21 protein-coding genes are annotated in these 23,745 nt (G+C 70.1%); 5 read left to right on the forward strand and 16 right to left on the reverse strand.

Translation table 11 applies throughout. The features are described 5' to 3' along the window. Positions 1–439 precede the first annotated feature (439 nt). A complete protein-coding gene (gene tyrS, locus AU196_RS08610) occupies positions 440–1,711 on the reverse strand; it encodes a tyrosine--tRNA ligase (protein WP_059094699.1) in 1,272 nt (423 codons plus the stop codon). 27 nt (positions 1,712–1,738) lie between these two features. Then, the gene (locus AU196_RS08615; RefSeq protein ID WP_059094939.1) at positions 1,739–2,338 is read right to left on the reverse strand and encodes a DNA-3-methyladenine glycosylase; all 600 of its coding nucleotides are present in this window, start codon (positions 2,336–2,338) and stop codon (positions 1,739–1,741) included. 71 nt (positions 2,339–2,409) lie between these two features. On the opposite strand from AU196_RS08615, the gene AU196_RS08620 reads away from it, so the two are divergent. The 3 genes from AU196_RS08620 to AU196_RS08630 are packed head-to-tail and all read left to right on the forward strand — an operon-like array spanning position 2,410 to position 4,546. Beyond that, positions 2,410–3,156, forward strand: a complete 747-nt coding sequence (locus AU196_RS08620) for an ABC transporter ATP-binding protein (protein ID WP_059094700.1) — start codon at positions 2,410–2,412, stop codon at positions 3,154–3,156. After that, entirely contained in the window at positions 3,099–3,926 is an 828-nt protein-coding gene (locus AU196_RS08625; protein WP_082695652.1) for an ABC transporter permease, read from the forward strand. Before AU196_RS08620 ends, AU196_RS08625 begins: the two co-directional genes overlap by 58 nt. A 5-nt stretch (positions 3,927–3,931) precedes the next feature. After that, complete coding sequence (locus AU196_RS08630; RefSeq protein WP_059094701.1) at positions 3,932–4,546, forward strand: TetR/AcrR family transcriptional regulator; 615 nt, start codon at positions 3,932–3,934, stop codon at positions 4,544–4,546. Here the strand turns inward: AU196_RS08630 and AU196_RS08635 are convergent. The 3 genes from AU196_RS08635 to AU196_RS08645 all read right to left on the reverse strand — a co-directional run bounded on the left by AU196_RS08635 (position 4,543) and on the right by AU196_RS08645 (position 8,287). Continuing rightward, positions 4,543–4,749 (reverse strand): Trm112 family protein, encoded by a 207-nt coding sequence (locus AU196_RS08635; protein ID WP_059094702.1) that lies wholly within the window; start codon positions 4,747–4,749, stop codon positions 4,543–4,545. The genes AU196_RS08630 and AU196_RS08635 overlap by 4 nt on opposite strands. A gap of 10 nt (positions 4,750–4,759) precedes the next feature. Further along, on the reverse strand, positions 4,760–5,206 hold the full coding sequence (locus AU196_RS08640) for a hypothetical protein (protein ID WP_059094703.1): 447 nt from the start codon (positions 5,204–5,206) through the stop codon (positions 4,760–4,762). A 63-nt stretch (positions 5,207–5,269) separates the two neighbouring features. Continuing rightward, positions 5,270–8,287, reverse strand: coding sequence for an acyl-CoA synthetase (locus AU196_RS08645; RefSeq protein ID WP_059094941.1), 3,018 nt, complete (start codon positions 8,285–8,287; stop codon positions 5,270–5,272). Between the two features lie 138 nt (positions 8,288–8,425). Between AU196_RS08645 and AU196_RS08650 the strand changes: the two genes are divergently transcribed. Together AU196_RS08650 and AU196_RS08655 are read left to right on the forward strand one after the other, a co-directional pair. Then, positions 8,426–10,216, forward strand: a complete 1,791-nt coding sequence (locus AU196_RS08650; RefSeq protein WP_059094704.1) for an ABC-F family ATP-binding cassette domain-containing protein — start codon at positions 8,426–8,428, stop codon at positions 10,214–10,216. Between the two features lie 29 nt (positions 10,217–10,245). Next, entirely contained in the window at positions 10,246–10,692 is a 447-nt protein-coding gene (locus tag AU196_RS08655; RefSeq protein WP_059094705.1) for a TIGR03618 family F420-dependent PPOX class oxidoreductase, read from the forward strand. Here the strand turns inward: AU196_RS08655 and argH are convergent, their stop codons facing one another. The 11 genes from argH to AU196_RS08710 all read right to left on the reverse strand — a co-directional run bounded on the left by argH (position 10,693) and on the right by AU196_RS08710 (position 23,631). Next, positions 10,693–12,117 (reverse strand): argininosuccinate lyase, encoded by a 1,425-nt coding sequence (gene argH / locus AU196_RS08660; RefSeq protein WP_059094706.1) that lies wholly within the window; start codon positions 12,115–12,117, stop codon positions 10,693–10,695. Further along, entirely contained in the window at positions 12,114–13,316 is a 1,203-nt protein-coding gene (locus AU196_RS08665) for an argininosuccinate synthase (protein ID WP_059094707.1), read from the reverse strand. The genes argH and AU196_RS08665 overlap by 4 nt, the downstream gene beginning before the upstream one ends. A 13-nt stretch (positions 13,317–13,329) precedes the next feature. Further along, entirely contained in the window at positions 13,330–13,809 is a 480-nt protein-coding gene (locus AU196_RS08670) for an arginine repressor (RefSeq protein ID WP_059094708.1), read from the reverse strand. Further along, positions 13,806–14,732 (reverse strand): ornithine carbamoyltransferase, encoded by a 927-nt coding sequence (gene argF, locus AU196_RS08675; protein WP_059094709.1) that lies wholly within the window; start codon positions 14,730–14,732, stop codon positions 13,806–13,808. The genes AU196_RS08670 and argF overlap by 4 nt, the downstream gene beginning before the upstream one ends. Further along, positions 14,729–15,880, reverse strand: a complete 1,152-nt coding sequence (locus AU196_RS08680; RefSeq protein WP_231737491.1) for an acetylornithine transaminase — start codon at positions 15,878–15,880, stop codon at positions 14,729–14,731. Before AU196_RS08680 ends, argF begins: the two co-directional genes overlap by 4 nt. Positions 15,881–15,906: 26 nt before the next feature. Then, positions 15,907–16,794 (reverse strand): acetylglutamate kinase, encoded by an 888-nt coding sequence (argB, locus tag AU196_RS08685; RefSeq protein ID WP_059094711.1) that lies wholly within the window; start codon positions 16,792–16,794, stop codon positions 15,907–15,909. Then, positions 16,791–17,990, reverse strand: coding sequence for a bifunctional glutamate N-acetyltransferase/amino-acid acetyltransferase ArgJ (gene argJ, locus AU196_RS08690; protein ID WP_059094712.1), 1,200 nt, complete (start codon positions 17,988–17,990; stop codon positions 16,791–16,793). Before argJ ends, argB begins: the two co-directional genes overlap by 4 nt. Next, positions 17,987–19,021, reverse strand: a complete 1,035-nt coding sequence (gene argC, locus AU196_RS08695; protein WP_502687231.1) for an N-acetyl-gamma-glutamyl-phosphate reductase — start codon at positions 19,019–19,021, stop codon at positions 17,987–17,989. Before argC ends, argJ begins: the two co-directional genes overlap by 4 nt. A gap of 124 nt (positions 19,022–19,145) precedes the next feature. Beyond that, positions 19,146–21,644: a phenylalanine--tRNA ligase subunit beta gene (pheT, locus tag AU196_RS08700; RefSeq protein WP_059094714.1), complete on the reverse strand. Its 2,499-nt coding sequence runs from the start codon at positions 21,642–21,644 to the stop codon at positions 19,146–19,148. Continuing rightward, positions 21,644–22,678: a phenylalanine--tRNA ligase subunit alpha gene (gene pheS / locus AU196_RS08705; RefSeq protein WP_059094715.1), complete on the reverse strand. Its 1,035-nt coding sequence runs from the start codon at positions 22,676–22,678 to the stop codon at positions 21,644–21,646. The genes pheT and pheS overlap by 1 nt, the downstream gene beginning before the upstream one ends. A 65-nt stretch (positions 22,679–22,743) precedes the next feature. Then, on the reverse strand, positions 22,744–23,631 hold the full coding sequence (locus AU196_RS08710; protein ID WP_059094942.1) for an adenylate/guanylate cyclase domain-containing protein: 888 nt from the start codon (positions 23,629–23,631) through the stop codon (positions 22,744–22,746). Positions 23,632–23,745: the final 114 nt, after the last annotated feature.

Genomic DNA, 23,745 nt, shown 5'->3' on the forward strand with positions numbered 1-23,745 from the left:
CACGCCGCCAGCGTTCGTCCTGAGCCAGGATCAAACTCTCCAAACAAAACCTCAAAAAGGCAATCAGGAAAATCCGACCACAACCAGAAACAACATCTCTGGCAAAAAACAACCACACCCCTAAACGGGAAAAAGAGGCATGGCACAACAAAAAAACAACAAACAAAAACCACCAAACACACTATTGAGTTCTCAAACAACACACCCACCCGACCCGCGCAGCGATACCGCGGCGAAAAGCCGCGTCATCGTAGTGCGGACGGTCAGGAACCCACCGAAGTGAGTTTCCCTCTGGGAGTCTGCCGCGCTCCCCGGCCCGGAGGCCGTGTCGCGGCGACGTGGAATAAGTTACGTCAGTGGAAACTCGGAGTCAAATCCCCAGCTAGAAGCGGGTTTTCGGCTGTTTTCGGCGAGCCCACAGTCGTACGACCGTGCCAGATCACCCAACGCGCTGCACGCCGGCGATATTCCGCTTGCCGCGCCGCAGCACCAGCCACCTGCCGTGCAGAAAGTCCGACGCCTGCGGCGCCCACTCGTCGCTGTCGATCTTGACGTTGTTGACCGACACCCCGCCCTCGGCGATCGTCCGGCGCGCGGCGCCCTTGCTCGCCGACAAACCGGTGGCCACCAGCAGGTCCGTGATCAGCTCCGGCCCACTCGGGGTGAGTTCGGCCACCGAGGCCTCACGCAACGCGGCGGCGAGGGTCGGCTCATCGAGTGCGGTGAGCTCGCCGCGGCCGAACAGCGCCTGACTGGCGTGCTCCACCGATTCCGTCGCCTTCTCACCGTGGACCAGCGTGGTCAACTCGCGGGCCAAGCGCCGCTGCGCGGTGCGCTGGTGAGGTCGGTCACGCGTCGCCTCCTCCAACTCCGTCAACTCCTCGGCCTCGAGGAACGTGAACCACCGCAGGTAATTCACCACGTCGGCATCGGCGGTGTTGATGAAGTACTGGTACCAGGCGTACGGGGTCGTCATCTCGGGGTCGAGCCAGAGGTTCCCGCCACCGGTGGACTTCCCGAACTTCTTGCCTTCCGAGTCGGTCACCAGCGGCGTCGTCATCGCATGCACGGTGTCGCCGAGCTTCTGGCGCACCAACCGGACCCCGGCGACGATGTTGCCCCACTGATCGGAGCCGCCGATCTGCAGCGCGCAGCCGTGCCGCTTGCGCAGCTCCACGTAGTCGTTGGCCTGCAACAGCATGTAGCTGAACTCGGTGTAGGAGATCCCCTCCCCTTCCAGGCGCCGCCGCACGGTGTCCCGATCGAGCATCACGTTCACGGAGAAGTACTTGCCCACGTCACGCAGGAACTCGATGGTCGACAGCGGGCCGGTCCAGGAGAGGTTGTTCTCCACGATCGCGCCGGTGGGCGACTGGTCGAACTCCACGAACCGCTCGAGCTGACCGCGGATCCGGCCCGCCCAGTCCGCGACCGTGTCCGCGGTCTGCAGGGTGCGCTCACCCGTGTCGCGGGGGTCGCCGATCATCCCCGTCGCGCCGCCGGCCAGCACGATCGGCCGGTGTCCGGCCTGCTGGAAGCGGCGCAGCGTCAGCAACGGCACGAGATGGCCGGCGTGCAGGCTGGGAGCGGTGGGATCGAAACCGGAGTACAGCGTCATCGGACCGGCGGCGAGTTCGCCGGCCAGTGCGTCACGGTCGGTCGACTGCGCGATCAGCCCGCGCCAGTCCAACTCGTCGAGGATGCTGCTCATACCTCGATCTTTCCGTACGCGCCGAGGTCAGTCGCTGCCGCCCGGCGCCGGAGCCCGTGGGCTGCGCCGGTAGGCCGACACCTCAGGGCGGCCGGCCAGCCACAGTCGCCACGGCCGGTCGGCCGCCTTGCTCACCCCGACCCGGGGCCCCGCGACGTACGGCTGCTCCTCTCTCAGCCGGAGGTGCACGGGGCTGTCGTCGCCGAAGACGTCGATTCCGTTGTCCGCCATGGTGATCCCGAGCGCGGAGCACAGATTCCCCGGCCCGCGGGCCAGGGCCGTCTCCCGTACCGACTCCCCGCGGCGACGCTGGACGATGTCGTGGCCCGTTTCGACGGCGGCGGCGCGTAGCAGGACCGCCGCGGCCACCCCGTCGTCGGCGCAGGCCACGTTCGCGCACACGTGGATGCCGTGACTGCGGTAGGTGTAGAGCCTGCCCGCAGGCCCGAACATCACCTGGTTTCGCAGGCCGGGGCCGCGGTAGGAATGGGCGGCGGCGTCGGGCCACGGCCCGTCGGGCGGGCCGCCGTACGCCTCGACCTCCACGACCGTCGCGCTGACCCCTCGACAGGTCAGCACCGCCCCGAGTAGCCGACGGGCCGCCGTGAGCGGGTCGACCCGCAGCATCTCGACACTCACCGCCGCGATTCTGCCTTCACCCGTTGACAGCGCCCCGACCGGGGAGAACTATTCATCACATGATGACTTCATCATCCGATGAATTGATCGGTTCGCCTGCCGTCGAGACCGACCACCTCCGGGTGGTGCGGGGCGGGAGGGTCGCCCTCGACGACGTGTCGGTGTGCTTCGCGCGGGGCACCATCACCGGCATCCTCGGCCCGTCTGGGTGCGGCAAGACCACGCTGATGCGGTCGATCGTGGGCACGCAGATCATCGCGGGCGGGTCGGTCACCGTGTTGGGCCTGCCCGCCGGATCCCCCGAACTGCGCCACCGCGTCGGATACGTCACCCAGGACCCGACCATCTACCCCGACCTGCGGGTGATCGACAACGTCCGGTATTTCGCCGCCCTGTACGGCGCCGACGCCCACGCCGCCGACGAGGCTGTCGACGCGGTCGGACTCGGCGACCACCGCACCGCGCTGGCCGCCGACCTGTCCGGCGGGCAGCGCACGCGGGCATCCCTGGCCTGCGCGCTGGTCGCGTCCCCCGAGTTGTTGGTCCTCGACGAACCGACCGTCGGCCTCGACCCGGTGCTGCGGGTGGACCTGTGGGCGCGATTCGACGACCTGGCCCGTCGGGGCACGACGCTCGTGGTGTCGAGCCACGTCATGGACGAGGCCGACCACTGCGGCGAACTCCTGCTCATGCGCGAGGGCCGTGTGCTGGCCCATTCGACTCCGGACCGACTGCGGAAGGACACCTCATGCACCTCCCTCGAGGAAGCGTTTCTCTCGGTCATCAGGCACAGCACCGCGGCGTGACCGCACGTCGCCGCAGCGGCCCGCACGCCTACGTCGCCACCACCGGCCGGATCCTGCGCCAACTGGCCGCCGACCATCGCAGTGTCGCGATGATCCTCGTGGTGCCCAGCGCGGTCATCGCGTTGATGTACTTCCTGTTCGTCGACATCCCGCGCCCGCCGGGGGCACCGTCGCCGTTCAACAACGCGTGCCTGGTCATGCTGGGCGTGTTCCCGCTGATCGCGATGTTCCTCATCACCTCGATCACCATGCAGCGCGAACGGGTCTCGGGGACGCTCGAGCGGATACTGACCACTCCCCTGCGCCGGGTCGACCTGCTCGCCGCCTACGGCACCGCCTTCTCCGTCGCCGCTGCCGCCCAGGCCAGCCTGGCGTGCGTGGTCGCGTTCTGGCTTCTGGGCTTCGAGACCGCGGGCAGCCCGCTGCTGGTGATCGGGATTGCGATCATCAACGCCGTGCTCGGCGTCGGTCTGGGCCTGCTGTGCAGCGCCTTCGCCAGGACCGAGTTCCAGGCCGTCCAGTTCATGCCGCTGGTGATTGCCCCGCAGCTCCTTCTGTGCGGGATCCTCGTGCCGCGTGCGGCCCTGCCCGGGTGGCTGCAGTGGATCAGCAACGCGATGCCGGCCAGTTACGCTCTGGAGGCGCTGCGCGAGGTCGGCGCACACCCGGCGCTGACGGGAACCGCACTGCGTGACATCGCCGTCGTGGTGGTCTTCGCGGTGGCCGCACTCTGCCTGGCCGCGGCCACCCTCCGACGAAGGACCCCCTAGAAGACGTGACGACAAGCGCCGAACGCAAACGTCCCGGGCGCCCGCCCGGGACGTCCGACAATCGCGACCGCATACTGGACACCGCCCGGGAACTGTTCGCGCGCAACGGCATCGACAAGACGTCGATCCGCTCCATCGCGGCGGGTGCCGGCGTCGACCCGGCGCTGGTGCACCACTACTTCGGCACCAAACGGCAGTTGTTCGCCGCGGCGATCCGGGTACCCATCGACCCGATGACCGTCATCGGACCGCTGCGCGAGGTCCCGGTCGAGCGCATCGGGTACGTACTGCCCACCCTGCTGCTGCCGATCTGGGACTCCGAGATGGGCAGGGGTTTCATCGCCACGCTGCGGTCGCTGCTGGCCGGGTCGGACGTCACGCTGATCCGGTCGTTCCTGCAGGAGATCATCGCCGCCGAGATCGGCCCGCGGATCGACAGCCCGCGCGGAAGCGGCAGGCTGCGTGTGCAATACGTCGCCTCGCAACTTCTGGGCGTGGTGATGGCTCGCTACATCCTGGAGCTCGAACCGTTCGCGTCGCTGCCCATCGAGCAGATCGCCGAGACCATCGGCCCGACCCTGCAGCGCTACCTGACCGGCGAACTGCCCGGCCCGGCCTAGGACTGCCCGCGCTCGAGCAGGCGCTGATGCTCGGCGTCGTCGGTGACGGCGACCGCCTCGTCGATCAGCAGAACCGGGATGCCGTCGTCGATGCGATAACCCCGCCGCAACCGCGGGTTGTACAACATCTCGTCGCCCACCAGCAGCAGTGGACCCCGGTCCTGCGGGCAGACCAGTATCGCCCGCAACTTCTCGTCGAGCACGGCGTGCCGGCTAGTCGTAGGGGTTGATGTCGTATTCGGGGCCGACCCAGGGATTTTCGTCACCCGGCGGCACCCACGCGGGAGCCTTGACCGCCGGGCCGCCACCGCCCGACAGCTGCGACTGCATCTGCACCTTGCGCTGATAGGCCACGGTCGACTTGAGCGCGTCCAGCAGCCGGCTCTGGTTGGGCAGGAAATCCCAGCCCTCCTGCAGCGCGGCGAGATTCTCCTGGGAGGGCCGGAAGCCCTGCGCGCGCAGACTCAGCGACTGTTCGGCGAACACCGAGATCTGGCCGCCGCCGGCACCCTGCATGTATTTGGCGCCGATCTGGTCGAGCACGTCGGCCTGCGAGGCGGGCGCGGTAACCAGCATCGCCGCGGCCAGCGCACCGCTGGCGAGCGTGCCGGTCAGGGCGCGACGCCAGCTCGAGCGGTTCTTCCGGCTCTGCGAATTCATCAATCCTCCAGTCGAAGCGACGCCAGCGGGAGCCTATCAGTGCAACCGCGACACGGCGCGGCGTCACTGTTGGGCGCGGGGCGGCATCTGTGAGTCGTCCAGCGAAGAGTCACGGTCCTGCCCTCCGGTGATCTCGGCACGCGCGGCCACGGTCAGCCGCTTGTAACCATTGGTATCGGGATCGAGGTACCAAGAGTTACGCCGCGACGGCCGCGGCACCCCCGCCGCGCGCAGCGGACTGATCAACGGGCGGTAGGACGCGCTCAGTTCGATGTCCGGGACGACGTGGACCAGGTCGGGCGGGATGCCGACCGGCAGCTCGGCCAGCGCCTCGGACAACTCGGCCGTGGTGATGCTGCCGCCCGGGCACAATGCCAGCGCCGTGACCGCCAACTGCCTGCCGCGCGCCTCGACGCCGTAGGTGACGGCGACGTCCACCGCACCGATGCGGCCCACCGCATCGCCGATCGGCGTCGCGAAGACGGGCCCGCGTGGGGTGTGGATCACCGAACCGCGGTTGTCCACCAGCCAGTAGTCGCCGTCCTCGTCGCGGCGGAAGAGGTATTCCGAGGACACCCAGGTGTCGGCCGGCGCGAACACGCCGCGCTTCACCGACGCGGTGGGATCGACCGGTCCGCGGGGGCGGGCCAGCAGCACACCCACCTCGTTCTCGGCCGCGCGGCGCACAAAGCCCCGGTTGTCCTCGAGGATCAGGTCGTCGTCCGCGTCGTAGGCGGCCAGTTCCACCTGGCCACCGCCGGGCAGCGCACGGCCCTTGCTGCCGACCTTGGCGCCGGAGACGTTGGCCAGCACGGCCTGACCGTCGGTGGTCGCGAAGAACTCGACGACATGGGCCGGCGCGAAGATGTCGATCACGCGCTCCCACAGTCCGGTGGGCATGCCGGATCCGATGAACAGCCGCACCGGGTGGCCACCGGACAGCCGGAACGACGGGTCGTCGATGACCTCGCGCAGCATCGCCCAGGTGTAGGAGACCACCGAGACGCCGTACTGACGGATCTCCTGCAGGAAGCGGTCCGGACGCAGTCCGCGGGACAGGGCGATGCGGGTGCCACCGACGACCGCGCCGCCCAGGCTGACCAGCAGGCCGGACTGATGGTGCAGCGGGGTCAGGCAGTAGACGGTGTCGGTGCGGCCGAGGTTGGCCGCCGACGCCGTCCCGAACGCCGACAGCGCCCACCGGTAGTTGGTGATCTGCCGGGCGACGAGGTCGCCGTTGACCGAACTGAACGCGATGAACGCCAGGTCGCGGGCCAGCCCGGGATTGGGGCGATACCACCCGGGCAGCGCGACCTGGTCGGGGTCGATCTGTTCCATGTCGATGACGTCGGCGTCGTCGGGCACGTGGAGGTCGCGCACGTCGCCGCCGCCGAGCACCAGGACGCGCATCGGCAGGCTGCGCGCCGCCTCGAGGTGGGTGGGGTCGGCGATGATCTCCGACACCGCGCCGAGGCGGGCCGCGGCGGCCAGGTCGACGTCGGGCGGCATCAGCACCGCCACCGCACCGAGCCGCGACAGCGCCGCGATGGCCACCAGCGCGCTGGGGCGGGTCTCCATCAGGACGCCGACGCGGGTGCCTTGGCGCACCCCGACGTCGATGAGCCCGCGCACCACGTTGTTGATGCGACGGTCGACCGCCTCGTAGGTGTGGACCCGGCCGTCGTAGAGAAGGAATTCGCCGTCCGGCGCGCCGCGGGCCTGCTCGGACAGAATCCGGCCGAGCGAGATCCTGGTGTGGTCGTTGATCTGCCCCAGCCGGGCCAGCCGCGGCAGCGTGCGGGCGGTCTCCACGGCGAGGGTCCGTGCCGACTTGTTCGCCGAGACCAGCGCACCGGCGGCCGAGCGGGCCACGCCGAACGCCATCTCGGTCGCGGCGGTGGCGCCGTGCGCGACACGCGACGTCAGCGAGACGCCGCCCTCGGCGTGCTCCTCGGGTTGCAGCGCCATCGGCTCGACGTGGTCGGGCATGTCACCGCCGCCCTCGAGCCACTTGACCCAGCCGGCGACCGTCGGCCACGTCTGCTGTGACGCCTTCGACCCGACGACCAGACCGAAATGTCCTGCGCGAATGAGGTATTCGTACACATCGGCCTGGGGTGCCGCCCGTTTGATCCCCCGCACCGACGGCGGTTGACCGATGTCGTCGACCTCACCCACGACGGCGAGCACCGGGCAGGTGATGTCCGACAGCGTGACGAGCTGACCGCGGATGGCGAAACCGCCTGTCATCATGCGGTTGTGGGCGATGAACTGTTTGAGCAGTTCGGAGATGGCCGGGCCCGACCAGGCGATCCAGCCCTCCGACGCCAGGAACCGCCGCTGCTGCTCGCGCGGTAGCAACGCCTCGCGGTCGTGCAACTGCAGCAGGAACTCGACGCGAGCTTGAGCGGTCTTGACCGGGTCGAGCATCTGAAATCCCGTGCGCGCCAACCATCCCGGGATGTCGATGCGGCTGAACACGTGGTCGGCCATGAAGTCGGCGGCGCCCACCGCGACACCGGCGGGCAGGTTCAGCGGCAGGGCCGCGAGGGTGTCGACCGGGGCGCCGAATGCGATGATGCTGGCCAGGTCACGGGACTGGCGGTAGGCGGCGGTCTGGTAGCAGAACATACCGCCCTGCGAGTAGCCGGCGAGGTGGACGTCATGGCCGGAGACCTGCTTGACGGTGTCGATCGCCTCGGACAGCGCCACCACGTGGTCGGCGAGATTGCGCTGCATCCCGCCCTCGACCTTGTCGGGCGAGCCGAAGTCGATCACCCACGGGTCCAGCCCCGCGCGGTACAGGATGCCGACGGCGCCGTCGTCGCGGGTGACGTCCCACATGTCGGCCGACATCATCATCGGGTGCACCATCAGCACCGGCGGACCCGGTGGTTTGGCGCCCGGACGGACGTCCGGCGGGAAGTACCGCCGCAGCTTGTACATCGGCACGCTCTGCACGATCTGGAACGGTGACGGCACAGCGCCGGTCTCCAGGCCGCCGTAGCGCAGGACCTCCAGACCGTTCTGCGCCGTCGCCACCAAGCGTCCGACCGGCCCGGTGATCGCCGAGAGGTCCACCACCTACTGCTCCCCTCCACGTCGACGTCGCGCCGGGCTCACCGGCTCCCCTGCCGTGATGCCTCGTCATCATGGCATAGCGTTGCTGGTCGGCCGCCATGAATGTCGGGCACCGCACCCGCATAGCCTTGAGGGGACATGGCGCATCTTCTCGGGGCTGAGGCCCTCCATCTGGAATACCCGACCAAAGTCGTGTTCGACGGGGTCTCGCTGGGCGTGAACGAGGGCGATCGCATCGGCATCGTGGGCCGCAACGGTGACGGCAAATCCAGCCTGCTGGCCATGCTCGCGGGTCGGCGCAGCCCCGACTCGGGCCGGGTGACGGTACGTGGCGGGGTGCGGATCGGGGTGCTCGAGCAGGCCGACAACCTGGACGACGAGGACACCGTCGGGCATGCGGTGGTCGGTGATCTGCCGGAACACGAGTGGGCCGGGGATCCGCGCGGCCGTGACGTGATCGCCGGCCTGCTCGGCGATCTGGCGTGGGACGCAGTGCTGGGCACCCTGTCGGGCGGACAGCGCCGCCGGGTGGCGCTGGCCGCGCTACTGGCCGGCGACCACGACGTGCTGGCCCTGGACGAGCCGACCAACCACCTCGATGTGGAGGCCATCACCTGGCTGGCCGAGCATCTCAAGCGACGCTGGTCGCCGTCGGCCGGCGGATTGCTGGTGGTGACGCACGACCGCTGGTTCCTCGACGAAGTGTGCACCGCGACGTGGGAGGTGCACGACCGGATCGTGGAACCGTTCGACGGCGGATACGCGGCCTATGTGCTCCAGCGGGTGGAGCGCGACCGCCAGGCCGCCACGATCGAAGCACGCCGCCAGAACCTGGCCCGTAAGGAGTTGGCCTGGCTGCGCCGTGGCGCCCCGGCCCGGACGTCGAAGCCCAAGTTCCGGATCGACGCAGCGAACGCCCTGATCGCCGACGTCCCCGAGATCCGCGACAAGGTGGCACTGCAGTCGTTGGCCGTGTCGCGGCTCGGAAAGCAAGTGGTCGACCTGCTCGACGTGTCGGTGTCCTACGGCGACCACGAGGTGCTCCACGGCGTCGAGTGGCGGCTCGCCCCCGGCGAACGCACCGGCATCCTCGGCGTCAACGGGGCCGGCAAGTCGACACTGCTGGGGCTCATCGACGGTTCGGTGCAGCCGACCGCGGGCCGGGTCAAACGCGGTAAGACGGTCAAGATCGCGACGCTGACGCAGACGCTCGACGAACTCGCGCCGCACCTCAACGATCCCGTCCGTATCGTCCTCGAAGGTCTGCGCACCACATACACAATCGGCGCCGGCTCCAAGGCTCAGGAACTCACACCGGGTCAACTGCTGGAGCGGCTCGGGTTCTCCAGCGCGCAGTTGTCGACTCCGGTCAAGGACCTCTCCGGCGGGCAGCAGCGTCGCCTGCAGCTGCTGCTCATCCTGCTCTCACAGCCCAACGTGCTGATCCTCGACGAGCCGACCAACGACCTCGACACCGACATGCTGGCCGCCATGGAGGATCTGCTGGACTCGTGGCCCGGCACCCTCATCGTGGTCAGTCACGACCGGTACTTCCTGGAGCGGGTCACCGATCAGCAGTACGGCATCCTCGGTGGCCGTCTCCGTCACCTCCCCGCGGGCGTCGACGAGTACCTGCGGCTGCGCGCGGCGCACGCCGCCGAGACCGGACCCGCTCCCGCCGCCCCTGCAGAGGAGTCGACGGAACTGTCCGGAGCCGAATTGCGGGCGGCGCAGAAAGAAGTCGCCGCCCTGGAACGCCGGTTGGAGAAGCTGCAGGGCCAGATCGACCGGTCCCGTACGGCGCTCGCCGATCACGACCAGTCCGATTTCCAGGGACTGGCCACCAAGGTGGCCGCCATCAGGGCGATGGAGGACGAGGTCGCCGAGGCCGAGGGCCGCTGGTTCGAACTGACCGAACAGATCGGCTAGCTGAGACAGTCCGGGAGTAGCGTCGACCCATGGCCGACCTCGCGGAGTTCACCGGACTGATCTCTCGCGACCACGGCCTGTGCGTGTTCAGCACGCTGCGGCGCGACGGCAGCATCCAATCGACAGTCGTAAACGCCGGCGTCCTGGGACATCCGGTCACGGGGACACCGGTGGTCGGGCTCGTCGCGGTCGGTGGCTCGCTCAAACTGCGCAACCTGCGAGCCGATCCGCGCGCCACCATCGCCGCGCGCGCCGGTTGGCAGTGGGCGAGCGTCGAGGGGCGTGCCGAGTTGATCGGGCCCGACGACCCGCACCCCGAGATCGACGGCGAAGGCCTGCGGATCCTGTTGCGCGACGTGTTCACCGCCGCCGGCGGCCGCCACGACGACTGGGACACCTACGACCGGGTGATGGCCGAGGAACGACGCACCGCGGTGCTCGTCGCCCCGCACCGCGTGTACTCCAATCCGGGTTAGTCAGCGGCGCAAACGCAGCCTCAACCGGTCGGCGGTGTCGCGGACGACGTTGAGCTGTTTGGCCACCTGTACCGGTGCGGTGCCGCCACGCGCGTCGCGGGAGTCGACGGACCCCTCGATCGTGAGCACCTCGCGCACCTTGCCGGTCAACTCCGGAAGGATGCCCGTCAGTTCGGCGTCCTCGAGGTCCTCGAGACCGACACCGCGGGCTTCCGCCGCGCGCACGGCGGCACCGGCGGCCTCATGTGCCACCCGGAACGGAACCCCGCGGCGCACCAGCCATTCCGCGACGTCGGTGGCCAGGGTGTATCCGAGCGGCGCCAGTTCGGCCATCCGGTCGACGTCGAAGCGCAGCGTCGACACCAGTCCCGCGACGGCGGGCAGCAGCAGTTCGAGCTGCGCCACCGAGTCGAAGACCGGTTCCTTGTCCTCCTGCAGATCGCGGTTGTACGCCAGCGGCTGGGCCTTGAGCGTCGCGAGCAGCCCGGTCAGGTTGCCGATCAGCCGGCCGGATTTTCCGCGCGCCAGTTCGGCGATGTCGGGGTTCTTCTTCTGCGGCATGATCGAGCTGCCCGTCGACCAGGCGTCGTGCAGGGTGATGTAGCCGAATTCGGTTGTGCTCCAGAGGATGATGTCCTCGGCCAGCCGGGACAGGTCGACACCGATCATCGCGAGGACGAACGACGCCTCGGCGGCGAAGTCGCGGGCGGCCGTCGCGTCGATCGAGTTGTCGGCCGCCGAGTCGAAGCCCAGTTCGGCGGCGATCGCGTCCGGGTCGAGGCCCAGCGACGAGCCGGCCAGTGCGCCGGCACCGTACGGCGACACCGCGGCCCGCTTGTCGAAGTCGGCGAGTCGCTCGACGTCGCGCAGCAGCGGGTGGGCGTGGGCGAGCAGATGGTGCGCGAGCAGCACCGGCTGCGCCGACTGCAGGTGCGTCTTGCCGGGCATGATCGCGGTCGGGTGGGCGGCGGCCTGGGTCGCCAGGGCGCCCACCACCTCGAGCACCCCGTCGGCGACGCGGCGGATCGCATCGCGCAGCCACGCCCGGAACAGGGTGGCGACCTGGTCGTTGCGGCTGCGCCCGGCACGCAGCCGGCCCCCCAGTTCGGCCCCCACGCGGTCGATCAGCCCGCGTTCGAGCGCGCCGTGCACATCCTCGTCGGTGGCCAGAGGCCCGAAGGATCCGTCGGCGACGTCGGATCCCAGGCTGTCCAGCCCGGCGAGCAGCCCGTCACGCTGCTGCTCGGTCAGCAGTCCGGCCGAGAACAGCACCCGGGCATGGGCTTTCGACGCCGCGATGTCGTACGGGGCGAGCACCCAGTCGAAATGGGTCGACTTGCTCAACGCGGCGAGCGCGTCGGCGGGGCCGTCGGCGAACCGGCCACCCCACAGCGAACCCTCGTTGGTGCCGCCCCGCTCGGTCACTTGATGCCCAGGTCGCGGCGGGCGGAGATGCTCGACGACAAGCCGTGCACGTGCACGAAGCCCTTGGCCGACGACTGGTCGAAGGTGTCGCCCTCGTCGTAGGTGGCCAGGTTGAAGTCGTACAGCGACTCCGCGCTGCGCCTGCCGTTGACGGCGATGTGACCGCCGTGCAGCACCAGCCGGACCTCGCCGCTGACGTGTTCCTGGGTCTTGGCCACGAACGACTCCAGCGCGGTCTTGAGCGGCGAGAACCACAGGCCGTCGTACACCAGCTCGCCCCACTTCTGGTCGGTGGTCCGCTTGAAGCGGCCGAGCTCGCGCTCCAGCGTGACGTGCTCGAGTTCGGTGTGCGCGGTGATCAGCACCATCGCCCCCGGCGCCTCGTAGATCTCGCGGCTCTTGATGCCGACGAGGCGGTCCTCGACGACGTCGAGCCGGCCGACGCCCTGAGCACCCGCGCGCCGGTTGAGTTCCTCGATCGCCTGCAACACCGTGACGTCCCGACCGTCGATGGATACCGGCACACCCTTGTCGAAGCCCACGATCACCTCGTCGGGGGTGCTCCAGTTGATCGTCGGGTCCTCGGTGTAGTCGTAGACGTCCTTCGTCGGCGCGTTCCACAGGTGCTCGAGGAAACCGGTCTCCACAGCGCGGCCCCACACGTTCTGGTCGATCGAGAACGGCGACCGCTTGGTGACGTTGATCGGGATGGCGTTCTCCTCGGCGAACGCGATCGCCTTCTCCCGGGTCCACGCATAGTCGCGGACGGGCGCCAGCACCTCGAGATCGGGTGCGAGCGAGGCGAATCCGACCTCGAAACGAACCTGGTCGTTGCCCTTGCCCGTGCAGCCGTGCGCGACGATACCGCCGCCGTGCTCACGCGCCGCGTCGACGAGGTGCTTGACGATCAGCGGCCGGCTCAGCGCGGAGACCAGCGGATAGCGGTCCATGTAGAGCGCGTTCGACTGGATGGCGGGCAGGCAGTACTTCTCCGCGAACTCGTCGCGGGCGTCGACGACGACCGCCTCGACGGCACCGCAGTCGAGGGCACGCTGGCGGACCACGTCCATGTCCTCGCCGCCCTGACCGAGGTCGATGGCGACGGCCACCACCTCGCGTCCGGTCTCCTTGCCGATCCAGCTGATGGCCACCGAGGTGTCCAGACCGCCGGAGTACGCCAGGATGACGCGTTCGGACATGACCAATCTCCTCTTACTTCAGGTTCTCAAGGGTGGCGGCCAGTTCGGCGCCCGTCATGGGCTCACGGGCCACCACCATGATGGTGTCGTCGCCGGCGATGGTGCCGACGACGTACGGCAGCGCGGCCCGATCGAGCGCGCTGGCGAGATAGTGTGCCGCCCCGGGCGGCGTGCGCAGGACGGCGAGGTTGCCGCTGGCGTCGGTCGACACCAGCAGATCCCCGAGCAGGCGGGTCACCCGCTCGGTGCCGCCGGACACTCCGCGCACCGGGCTGCCGTCCTCGGGGACGACGTAGACGCCGACGCCGCCGTCGGCGCCGCGGAGTTTGACCGCACCGAGTTCCTCCAGATCGCGCGAGAGCGTGGCCTGGGTGACCTCGATGCCCTCGTCGGCCAGCTTCGCGGCCAGTTCACCCTGGCTGCGCACGGAGTGCGACGACAGGATCGCCACGATGCGCGCCTGCCTGCCGGCGCGGGTCGCCGCCGAGGTCATGGGCCCGACCGCTCCATCAGCCACACCAGCAGGGCCTTCTGCGCGTGCAGCCGGTTCTCGGCCTCGTCCCACACCGCACTGTGCGGGCCGTCGATGACCTCGTCGGTGATCTCGTGTCCGCGATGGGCCGGAAGGCAGTGCAGCACAACCGCATCGCCGTCGGCACGGTCGAGCAGGCCGGAGTTGACCTGGAACGGCCGGAACGGCCGCACCCGGTCGAGTCCGTCGTTCTCCTGCCCCATCGACGTCCACGTGTCGGTGACCAGGACGTCGGCGCCGTCGGCGGCCTGATGCGGATCTGCGGTGACGGTGACCGACGCGCCGGTCTGCTGCGCGCGTTCCTTCGCCGCGGCGACGAACATCGGGTGCGGTTCGAAGCCGCGCGGCGCCGCGATGGTCACGTGCATGCCGGCGGTGGCACCGCCGAGCATCAACGAGTGCGCCATGTTGTTGGCGCCGTCGCCGAAGTAGGACATCCGCAGGCCGGGCAGGGCGCCCCGGCGTTCGATCAGGGTCTGCAGATCGGCGAGCACCTGGCAGGGGTGGAACTCGTCGGACAGCGCATTGATCACCGGCACGGTGGCCCCGGCGGCCATCGCGGTCAGCCGCTCCTGGGCGAAGGTGCGCCACACGATGGCGTCCACGTAGCGCGACAACACCTTTCCGGTGTCCTCGAGGGTCTCCTCGCGGCCCAGCTGGGTGCTGCGCCCGTCCACCACGACTGCGTGCCCGCCGAGCTGGGCGATACCGACCTCGAACGAGAACCGGGTGCGGGTCGAGTTCTTGTCGAAGATCACCGCGACGCCGCGGGGCCCGGCGAGCGGGCGGTGCAGCAGCGGATCCTTCTTCAGCTCGGCGGCCAGGGCCAGCACCTCGGCCTGCTCGTCGGGGGTGAGGTCGTCGTCGCGCAGGAAATGTCTCATGAGCCGGCCACCTCCGCGGCCGCGGTGTCGAGTACGCCGGGCAGCGCACCGAGGAAGTCGTCGATCTGGGCGTCGGTGACGATCAGCGGCGGAGCCAGCCGGATGACGTCGGGTGCGGCCGCGTTGACCAGGAATCCGGCATCGCGGGCGGCGTTCTCCGCGGACTTGGCGGCGGCGGCACGCAGCGCGATGCCGATCAGCAGACCGCGGCCGCGGACGTGGTCGACCAGCGGGTGGTCCAGCTCCTCGATCCCGTGGTGCAGCGTCTTGCCGAGCACGCCGGCGCGGGTGATGAGATCCTCCTCGGCCAGCGTCTTCAGCACGGCCAGCGCGGCGGCGGTGCAGACGGGGTTCCCGCCGAACGTGCTGCCGTGCAGGCCCGGTGTCAGCAGGTCCCCGACGGGGCCGACGGCCAGGCAGGCGCCGATCGGCAGACCGCCGCCGAGCCCCTTGGCCAGTGTCACGATGTCGGGGGTGATGCCGTCGTGCTGGTGGGCGTAGAAGATACCGGTGCGGCCCACCCCGGTCTGCACCTCGTCGACGACCAGCAGTGCACCGTGACGGCTGGTGATCTCGCGGGCGGCGACCAGGTAGCCGGCGGGCGGCACCACGACACCGCCCTCCCCCATGATCGGTTCGAGGAACACCGCCGCGGTCTCCGAATCGACGGCGCGCTCGAGTTCGTCGATGTCGCCGAACGGCACGTGGGTGACGTGGCCGGGCAGCGGTTCGAACGGCGCCTGTTTGGCCGGCTGGCCGGTCAGCGCGAGCGATCCCATCGTGCGGCCGTGAAAGGCGTTCTGCGCGGCGACGATCCGGGTGCGGCCCGTCAGCCGGGTGATCTTGAAGGCGACCTCGTTGGCTTCGGTGCCGGAGTTGCAGAAGAACGCCCGCGCGGGCGCGCCGAGATGCCCGACGAGCGCTTCGGCCAGCGCGACGCCCGGTTCGGTGGCGTACAGGTTCGAGGTGTGGCCCAGCGTGTTGAGCTGTCGCGTCACGGCCTCGATGACGGCGGGATGGCGGTGGCCCAACAGGTTGACCGCGATCCCGCCGAGCAGGTCGACGTAGGACTTGCCGTCGGCGTCGGTGACCACGGCGCCGTCACCGCTGGTGAGCGACAACGGCGGGGTGCCGTAGTTGTTCATCATCACGGCCTGCCACCGGTCCTGGAGCGTCACGTGCTCACCACCTTGGTGCCGGTCCCCTCGTCGGTGAACAGTTCGACCAGCACGCAGTGCTCGACGCGGCCGTCGATGACGTGGGCGCTGGGCACACCGTCTGTGACGGCGCGCAGGCATGCCTCGATCTTGGGGACCATACCGGCCTCCAACGTCGGCAACAGCGCCGTCAGGTCGGCGGTGTTGATCTGGCTCACCAGCGAGTTGCGGTCCGGCCAGTCCGTGTAGAGCCCTTCGATGTCGGTGAGCATCAACAGCTTCTCGGCGTGCAACGCGGCGGCCAGCGCAGCCGCGGCGGTGTCGGCGTTGATGTTGTGGACGACGCCGTTGACGTCGGGCGCGATCGTCGACACCACGGGGATGCGGCCCGCCGCGATCAGGTCGAGAACCGCTTCGGTGCTGACGTGCTCGACGTCGCCGACGAGGCCGATGTCGGTGGCCACGCCGTCGACCACGACGTCCCGGCGCACCGCGGTGAACAGATGGGCGTCCTCGCCGGTGATGCCGACGGCGTACGGGCCGTGCGCGTTGATCAGCCCGACGAGTTCGCGGCCGACCTGGCCGAACAGCACCATCCGGGCGACGTCGAGCACTTCGGGGGTGGTCACCCGGAAGCCGCCCCGGAAGTCGCCCGCGATGCCGAGGCGCTTGAGCATCGCGCTGATCTGCGGTCCACCGCCGTGGACGACGACGGGATGCACCCCGCAGTTGCGCAGGAACACCATGTCGGCGGCGAACGCGGCCTTGAGGGTGTCGTCGGTCATGGCGTTGCCGCCGTATTTGACGACGACGATCTTGCCGTGCAGTTGCTTGAGCCACGGCAGTGCGGCGGCGAGCACCTGCGCCTTGGTCGCGGTCGTGTTGGACTCGGTGCCGGCGCTCATGAGCTGTAGGCCGAGTTCTCTTCGACGTAGGCGTGCGACAGGTCGGTGGTGCGTACCGTCGCCTCTCCCCTGCCCAGCGCGAGGGCGACTGTCACGTCGATGTCCGCGCCACTGAGGTCGACGTCGCGGGCGCCGGGCGCCCCGGCGCCGTCGGCGTAGGTCGGTGAGCCGTTGAACGACACCGTGATCCGGTTCGGGTCGATGGTGAAGGGCACCATCCCGACCGCGGCGAGCACCCGGCCCCAGTTCGGGTCGGAACCGAACAGCGCGGTCTTGACCAGGCTGTCGCGGGCCAGCATGCGGGCCGCGGTGAGCGCGTCGTCCTCGGTCGGCGCACCGGTGACGGTGATGGCGATGCGTTTGGTGACGCCTTCGGCGTCGGACTGCAACTGCGCGCAGAGGTCGTCGCACACCCGCAGCACGGCGTCGTCGAGGTCCTCCTGGCTGGGCGTGATCTCGCTGGCGCCCGAGGCGAGCAGCAGCACGGTGTCGTTCGTCGAGCAGCTGCCGTCGATGTCGAGCCGGTCGAAGGTGCGCTTCGCCGCCCGGCGCAGCGCCGTGTCGAGCGCCTCGGCATCGGCCACCGCATCGGTGGTGAGCACGCAGAGCATGGTGGCCAGTGAGGGCGCCATCATGCCTGCGCCCTTCGCCATCCCGCCGACGGTCCAGTTGCCGGGATGGTGCAGCGCAACCTGTTTCGGCACGGTGTCGGTGGTCATGATGGCGCGCGCGGCCTCCTCGCCGCCCGACAGGCCGCCGGCCATCTCGTGCACCACCTCGGTGGCACCGGGCAGCACCTTGTCCATCGGCAGCCGGTCGCCGATCAGACCGGTCGAGCAGACGGCGACCTCGATGGCGCCGGTCTCCGAACCCCAGTCCGACAGTGCTGCGGCGACCGCTTCGGCGGTGGCGTGGGCGTCCTGGAATCCGAGTGGACCGGTGCAGGCGTTCGCCCCGCCGGAGTTGAGGATGACGGCACGGAGCCGCCCGGTGGTGAGCACCTGCCGGCTCCACAGCACCGGCGCCGCCTGAACCTGGTTGCGGGTGAACACTCCGGCGGCGGTGTGATCGGGACCTTCGTTGAGCACCATGGCGAGGTCGAGCGCGCCGGATGCCTTGATCCCGGCGGCGATCCCGGCGGCCCGGAAGCCGGCGGGTGCGGTGACGCCCTGGGTGCGGATCAGCGGGGCGGTCACGGGGCGACCCCCACGACCGACAGCCCCTCGGTCTCCGGCCAGCCCAGCGCGAGGTTCATCGACTGCACGGCGGCGCCACCGGTCCCCTTGGTCAGGTTGTCGATCGCGGCGATCGCGACGAACGTCTGCGCGTCGTCGTCGACGGCGATGGCGATCTGCGCGGCGTTGCTGCCGATCACCGAGCCGGTCTTGGGCAGCTGTCCTTCGGGTAGCAGGTGCACGAACGGTTCGGCGTCATAGGCCTTTTCGTAGGCGGCGCGCAGCTGCGACAGCGACGCCGACGTGCGGGCGGTGCAGGTGGCGAGAATTCCGCGCGAGGTCGGGATCAGCACCGGGGTGAACGACACCGTGACCTCTTTGTCGGTCACGGCCCGCAGGCCCTGCGCGATCTCGGGTGTGTGCCGGTGTTTGCCGCCGACGTTATAGGCGCGTGCCGATCCGATGACCTCCGCTCCGAGCAGATCGGTCTTGGCGGCCCGGCCCGCGCCGGACGTGCCGCTGACCGCGACGACGGTCACCGCCGGTTCGACGAGGTCCTCGGCGACGGCGGGCAGCAGCGCCAGCAGTGCCGCGGTCGGATAGCAGCCGGGCACGGCGATGCGCTTGGACCCGGTCAGCTTCTCCCGGGCGCCGGGCAGTTCGGGGAGGCCGTACGGCCAGCTGCCGGCGTGCTCGGAGCCGTAGAACCGCGCCCAGGCCTCGGCGTCGGTGAGCCGGAAATCCGCACCACAGTCGATGATCAGCGTGTCGTCGCCGAGTTGTTCGGCCAGCGCGGCGGAGTGCCCGTGCGGGAGGCCGAGGAAGACCACGTCATGGCCGGACAGTGTCTCGGCGTCGGTGGCGTCGAGCACGCGGCCCGCCAGCGGAAGCAGGTGCGGGTGGTGTTCACCGAGCATGGTGCCGGCGCTGCCCGCCGCGGTGAGCGCGCCGATCGTCAGCCGGCCGTCGGCGTAGGCGGGATGCCCGAGGAGCAGGCGCAGGATCTCCCCACCTGCGTATCCGCTGGCTCCGGCGACCGCGACAGAAGTCATGCGCAAATTCTGCATGTTTATGCAGTCAATTGCAAACTCATTGATCATGGGTGGCGCGAGCAGACAGAGAATCGCGTTCGGGCCGGTCCGAGCACGCGATTCTGTGTCTGCTCGCGAGAGGAAGTCAGCGGCGCTGTTCGGCGCCGACGCGTTCGAAGGCGGCCCGGACCGCTGCCTCCCGTGCGGCGCTCGCCTCGTCCTCGGTCAGGGTGCGGTCCGCGGCGCGGAAGCGCAACGCCAGTGCCAGCGACTTGCGCCCCTCTCCGATCTGCGGACCGGTGTACACGTCGAACAGCCGCACGTCCTCGAGCAGGTCCCCGGCGCCGTCGCGCACCGCGTCGACCACGCTCTGCGCGGCGACCTCGTCGTCGACGACCAGGCTGACGTCCTGGAAGACGGCGGGGAACGGCGACACGCGTGGCGCCGGCAGGCGCTCGGTGATCGGCACCGCGTCGAGGTCGAGTTCGACCGCGCACGTCCCCTTCGGCAGACCGGCCCGCTCGACGACCGCCGGATGCAGTTGTCCGGCATACCCGACGACCGTGTCGCCGAGCAGCACCTCGGCGCATCGCCCGGGATGCCACGGCAAGTGCCGGGCGGAGCGCAACACGAAATCGACCCCGGCCGCCCGGCCCACGATGCGCACCGTCTCGAACGCGTCGGCGGCCTCGACCGGCCGGCCCCGGCCCCACGGCCCGGCCGGTTCGCGCAGGCCCGTCAACACCGCGCCGACATGCTGCGGCTGACGCGGCAGCGAGGCGTCGAGGGTGGCGATCTCGTCCTCGGTCGGGCGGCGGTCGTTGGGGATCCGCTCGACGGCGCGGGTGTTCTCGGTCGGTTCGACGACCTGCGCGATGGCGAACAGCGCGGTATCGGCCGCACCGCGGGAGACGTTGCGGGCCAGCGCCTCCAGCAGTCCCGGCAGCAGGGTCGTGGCCAGATGCGGGCGGTCGGCCTCCAACGGGTTGAGCACCTGAGTGGTGGCGCGGCGGGGATCGTCGGCGTCGAGACCCCACACGTCGAAGACCCCGGCGGGCAGGAACGGGGTGGGCAGGATCTCGACATAGCCGCTGAGGGCCAGCGACTTGCCGATCGCGCGGCGACGTTTCTGGCCGGCGGTCAGGCCACGCCCGGCGGGCGCGGCGGGCAGCACCGACGGGATGCGCTCGAGACCTTCGAGCCGCAAGACCTCCTCGACCAGGTCGGCCGGCTGCCTGAGGTCGGGGCGCCAGCTCGGCGGGACGGCCGTCAGGCGGTCGCCGTCGACGCGCACCGTGGCGCCGACCTGGCGCAGCCGCCGCTCGGTGGTGCCCGGCGGGTAGTCGATGCCGGCCGTGCGGTCGGGGCGGTCGAGGGCCATCGACACCGGCGGCGGCGACCAGCCCTCGCGCGGCGGGTCGCCGCGCCAGTCGGTCAACCGGGGTTCGACGGCGCCGCCCGCGATGTCGGCGAGCAGGGTGGCGCACCGGTCGAGCGCCGCGACCGAGATGGCCGGGTCCACGGTGCGCTCGTAGCGGCGGCCGGCCTCGCTGGCCAGGCGCAGCCTGCGCTGCGTGCGCGACACCGCGGCCGGATCCCACACCGCCGCCTCCAGCAGCACATCGGTGGTCGTCTCGCGAACCTCGGTCGTGCCCGCTCCCATCACGCCGCCGATCGCGGCGGTGGCCGCGTCGTCGACGATCAACACGTCCGCGGGGTCGAGTCGGCGTTCGACGTCGTCGAGCGTGACGACCGTCTCGCCGGGTTCGGCGAAGCGCACCCGGAAGCCGCCGGTGATCAGGCCGCGGTCGTGCGCGTGCATCGGGTGACCGAATTCGAGCATCACGTAGTTGGTGACGTCGACGGCAGGTGAGATCGCGCGGATACCCGACAGCAGGAGTCGGCGCTGCAGCCACCACGGGGACACCGCGACGGGGTCGATGCCAGTGACGGGCCGCAGCCCGAACCGCAACACCCCGGTGCCCGGGTCGATCGCGACCGGCAGCGCCTCACCCTCGACCGGGAGGGCCGGCACTCGCGCCGGATCGAAGGCCGGGTCCACGAAGTCGAGGTCGTAGGCGCACGCGATCTCGCGTGCCATACCGCGCACCGACAGGCAGTAGCCGCGGTCCGGAGTGATCGCCAGGTCGAATACGACGTCGTCGAGGCCGAGCACCTCCGCGGCAGGTGCGCCGGGCGCGGCGGTCCCGGGCGGCAGCACGAGGATTCCGGAGTGGTCGGCGCCGAGGTTGAGTTCGGACGTCGAGCAGATCATCCCGTCCGAGGTGCGGCCGTAGGTCTTGCGCGTCGCGATCGTGAAGTCGCCGGGCAGGACAGTGCCGGGCAGCGCCACGACCACCAGGTCACCGACCACGAAATTGGTGGCGCCGCAGACGATGTCACGGAGTTCGGCTTCGCCGACGTCCACTTTGACCGCACGGATCGGCTTCTTGAACTCGGTGAGCTCCTCGATCTCGGCGACCCGGCCGATGGTCAGGGGTCCGGTCACCGGGCCGACAGGGTGCACGCCCTCGACCTCGTGACCGATGCGGATCAGGGTCTGCTCGAGCTCGTCGGCGGACACGCCCCAACCGGGCGAACCGGCCGCCACCACCTCGCGCAGCCAGCTGTACGGCAACCGCATCAGGCGCCCACCCCGAAGGGCAGGGAGAACCGGACGTCACCTTCGACCATGTCGCGCATATCGGGAATCCCGTTGCGGAACTGCAATGTTCGCTCCAAACCCATGCCGAACGCGAAGCCGGAGTACACGTCGGGATCGATCCCGCAGGCCCGCAACACATTCGGGTTGACCATTCCGCAACCGCCCCACTCCACCCAGCCGGGACCGCCCTTCTTGCCGGGGAACCACACGTCGACCTCGGCCGACGGCTCGGTGAACGGGAAGAAGTGCGGCCGGAACCGGGTGCCGCCCTGCGGACCGAACTGTGCGCGCGCGAACGCGTCCAGCGTGCCGCGCAGGTGCGCCATGGTCAGGCCCTTGTCGACGGCCAGCCCCTCGACCTGGTGGAACACCGGCGTGTGGGTGGCGTCGAGTTCGTCGGTGCGGAACGTGCGGCCGATCGAGATGATGTACACCGGCAGATCGCGTTCCAGCAGCGCGCGGATCTGCACCGGCGAGGTGTGCGTGCGCAGCACCTGGCGCGAACCGTCGGGTGCGACGTGGAACGTGTCCTGCTCACTGCGGGCCGGGTGGTCCGGCGGGAAGTTCAGCGCGTCGAAGTTGAACTGTTCGGTCTCGACCTCGGGCCCCTCGGCGAGTTCCCAGCCCATCGCGACGAAGGTGTCGGCGATGTTCTCCGCCAGGATCGTGATCGGGTGGCGGGCGCCGACCGGTTGGCGCGTCGACGGCAGCGTGACGTCGATGCGTTCGGCGACCAGCACCGCCGCGTCGCGTTCTGCCCGCAGCGCGGCGAGGCGCGCGTCGTAGGCGTCCTGGGCGGCCGACCGCGCCACGTTGACCCGCTTACCCGCATCGGCGCGCTCGGTCTTGGGCAGGCTCCCCAGCGACTGACGGGCCACCGCGATCGGCGACCGGTCACCGAGGTGCTCGGTCTTCGCGCGGGCCAGCGCGTCGAGATCGGCGGCCGAATCGAACGCACGGCGGGCCCCGTCGACCGCTTCGGTCAACGCCTCTTCGGACAGGTTTCCGGCCATTCCGGGCTGCTCAGCCACCCGGCGATCATAGGTGATCGCCCGACCCGGCCTCGCGGCCGTTTCCCCTAGGAGTCGTCGTCGCCGGCGTCCTCCTCCGGCGGCCTGCCCCTGCGCAACCGGTACATGGCCAGATCCGGGGGCACACCGTCGGGTTTGAGGCTGAACACCTGCCTGCGCTGACGCTTCGGGGTCACGTTCAGCGCGGCGAGATCCTCGGCGGGAATCTGATCGAGCGTGCTCTGCGAGACGATCAGCCCGCCCCGGGTGGCCCGCTCCATCACCCGCGCCGCGATGTTGACGTCCACCCCGAGCCAGTCCGAGCCGATCCGCTGCGGCCGGCCGGTGTGTACGCCCACCCGCATCCGCGGGCAGTACCCGTCGACCTCGACCGACCGGACGGCGGACATCGCGTCGAGCACCGCCCGCACCGCGGTGCCGGGGTCGGTGAACACCGCCATGGACCCGTCGCCCATCCGCTTGACGATGCGTCCACCGGCTTCGAGCAGCGGCGGTTCGTACGCCTGGGCCACGCGGCGCAGCAAGCGCAGGGTCGCGTCGTCCCCGACGGTCAGCGACCACGACGAGAAGCCGACCAGGTCGCTGAACACGAGCGTGACCTCGGCATTGGCCGGTTTGCCCGAGACCCGTTCGGTGACCGCCTGCCAGATCTGCAGCGCACCGAGGCTGACCTCGCGCGAGACGGCCTCGCGGTCGAGCAGCCGGTCCGCCACGCGCGCGGCGGCGCGTGGCCCGCCCACCCCGTCCGCGGACAGCGGGTCCCCGAAGTCCGGGTCGCCCGGCAGCGCCCGGCGGGCGCGGCGCAGGAGCTCGACCATGCCGGGACTGTGATTGGCGCTGTAGAACCAGCCGAGGGGTCCGGCCGCTCCACGCGACGGCAGGCGCTCCGCGTCGTCCGTACCGCCGGTCCGTTCACCGAAGGGCTCGACCTCCACGTCGCCAGCGTAGGCGGCGGCCCGGGGCCCGGCCAACGAGTGTCCGTGGCGCGCCGGGCGCTTCATAGACAACACCTGTTGTCATCACTATGGTGAAGATCACAGTGAGCATCG

Source organism: Mycobacterium sp. IS-1742 (assembly GCF_001500125.1).
Classification (GTDB): Bacteria; Actinomycetota; Actinomycetes; order Mycobacteriales; family Mycobacteriaceae; genus Mycobacterium.

Excerpts from the sequence above, each read along its gene's own strand:
- tyrS (WP_059094699.1), bottom strand. The coding sequence starts at position 1,711 with ATGAGCAGCATCCTCGACGAGTTGGACTGGCGCGGGCTGATCGCGCAG.
- AU196_RS08615 (WP_059094939.1), bottom strand. The coding sequence starts at position 2,338 with ATGCTGCGGGTCGACCCGCTCACGGCGGCCCGTCGGCTACTCGGGGCG.
- AU196_RS08620 (WP_059094700.1), top strand. The coding sequence starts at position 2,410 with ATGATGACTTCATCATCCGATGAATTGATCGGTTCGCCTGCCGTCGAG.
- AU196_RS08625 (WP_082695652.1), top strand. The coding sequence starts at position 3,099 with ATGCACCTCCCTCGAGGAAGCGTTTCTCTCGGTCATCAGGCACAGCAC.
- AU196_RS08640 (WP_059094703.1), bottom strand. The coding sequence starts at position 5,206 with ATGAATTCGCAGAGCCGGAAGAACCGCTCGAGCTGGCGTCGCGCCCTG.
- AU196_RS08650 (WP_059094704.1), top strand. The coding sequence starts at position 8,426 with ATGGCGCATCTTCTCGGGGCTGAGGCCCTCCATCTGGAATACCCGACC.
- AU196_RS08655 (WP_059094705.1), top strand. The coding sequence starts at position 10,246 with ATGGCCGACCTCGCGGAGTTCACCGGACTGATCTCTCGCGACCACGGC.
- AU196_RS08665 (WP_059094707.1), bottom strand. The coding sequence starts at position 13,316 with ATGTCCGAACGCGTCATCCTGGCGTACTCCGGCGGTCTGGACACCTCG.
- AU196_RS08670 (WP_059094708.1), bottom strand. The coding sequence starts at position 13,809 with ATGACCTCGGCGGCGACCCGCGCCGGCAGGCAGGCGCGCATCGTGGCG.
- argF (WP_059094709.1), bottom strand. The coding sequence starts at position 14,732 with ATGAGACATTTCCTGCGCGACGACGACCTCACCCCCGACGAGCAGGCC.
- AU196_RS08680 (WP_231737491.1), bottom strand. The coding sequence starts at position 15,880 with ATGATGAACAACTACGGCACCCCGCCGTTGTCGCTCACCAGCGGTGAC.
- argB (WP_059094711.1), bottom strand. The coding sequence starts at position 16,794 with ATGAGCGCCGGCACCGAGTCCAACACGACCGCGACCAAGGCGCAGGTG.
- argC (WP_502687231.1), bottom strand. The coding sequence starts at position 19,021 with ATGACTTCTGTCGCGGTCGCCGGAGCCAGCGGATACGCAGGTGGGGAG.
- pheT (WP_059094714.1), bottom strand. The coding sequence starts at position 21,644 with ATGCGGTTGCCGTACAGCTGGCTGCGCGAGGTGGTGGCGGCCGGTTCG.
- pheS (WP_059094715.1), bottom strand. The coding sequence starts at position 22,678 with ATGGCCGGAAACCTGTCCGAAGAGGCGTTGACCGAAGCGGTCGACGGG.